Annotated in this window: 1 protein-coding gene; it reads right to left on the bottom strand. The window is 63.1% G+C overall.

Going from position 1 to position 1,178, the window contains the following annotated elements:
- Positions 1–119 precede the first annotated feature (119 nt).
- On the bottom strand, positions 120–1,103 hold the full coding sequence (locus VPH43_RS24610) for an IS5 family transposase (protein ID WP_328580422.1): 984 nt from the start codon (positions 1,101–1,103) through the stop codon (positions 120–122).
- Positions 1,104–1,178 lie beyond the last annotated feature (75 nt).

Genomic DNA, 1,178 nt, shown 5'->3' with positions numbered 1-1,178 from the left:
AGGGAAGGTCTGAACAACTCGTTTTCGCGCGCCCGCGATGGGCGCTTCGAACAAGGTAGTCGGACAAACTCATGATGCGGTCGCCCTCCGAAGTGGGTTTGAAGCGCCCTTTGTGGTCCTCACGCCGTCTTCAGACGGACTGCTCCCTGCATGGCCATCAACGGCCTGCGCGCCATCCACAGGTTCGACAGCGCGAACAGCGTCAGCAGGTGGGCCGTGTTCTTCTGCAGGCCGCGGAAGCGCACCTTCACGAGGCCGAACTGGCGCTTGATCACGCGGAACGGATGCTCGACCTTCGCGCGCACGCTGGCCTTGCGGTGCTCCTGCTTCTGCAGACTCGTCTTGGCTCGACCGTCGGGCATCTTGGCGATGTCGCTGGGGCGCGCGGCGATGTGCCACGTCAGGCCTTCTCGGTCCACGCGCTTGTGCGCTCCCCGATAGCCGGAGTCCGCCCAGACGTTCTGCTCCTTGCCGTGCAGCAGATCGGCCACTTGCTCGACGTCGGCCTCGTTGGCCGCAGTCGTGGTCACGGTGTGGACGAGGCCACTGTCAGCATCGACGCCGATGTGCGCCTTCATGCCGAAGTGCCACTGGTTGCCCTTCTTGGTCTGGTGCATCTCGGGATCGCGCTCGCCCTCTTCGTTCTTCGTCGAGCTGGGCGCCGGGATGATGGTCGCATCGACGATGCTGCCCTTCTTGAGCAGCAGGCCCTTGCGCGACAGGTGCGCGTTGACCTGCTTCAGGATGTCCTCGGCCAGGTCGTACTCCTCCAGCAGGTGCCGGAAGTTCAGGATCGTGGTCTCGTCCGGAATCGGCTCGCTCAGGCTCAGTCCCGCAAAGTTACGCAGCGAGGCGATCTCGTACAGCGCTTCCTCCATCGCCGGGTCGCTCAGCGCAAACCAGTTCTGCATCAGGTGCACCCGGAGCATCGCCTCCAGCGGGTAGGGCCTGCGGCCACGGCCAGCCACTGGATAGAACGGCTCGATGACCTTCAGAAGTACCTTCCACGGCACCACCTGCTCCATCTCCTCGAGGAAGACCTCACGCCGGGTCTTCTTCCTCTTGCCGGCGTATTCCGCATCTGAGAAGCTCATTTGGCTCATCGTTCCGATTGTCCCGATTCCTTCAACCGACACAACGTCTCGCGGCATGATTCGCGGACTTGTTCAGACCTTCCC

It is taken from the genome of Ideonella sp. BN130291, assembly GCF_036231905.1.
Taxonomy (GTDB): domain Bacteria; phylum Pseudomonadota; class Gammaproteobacteria; order Burkholderiales; family Burkholderiaceae_C; genus CAMLIZ01.
The sequence above is the reverse complement of the archived record's forward strand: the minus strand, read 5'-3'. Positions and strand labels throughout refer to the sequence as shown.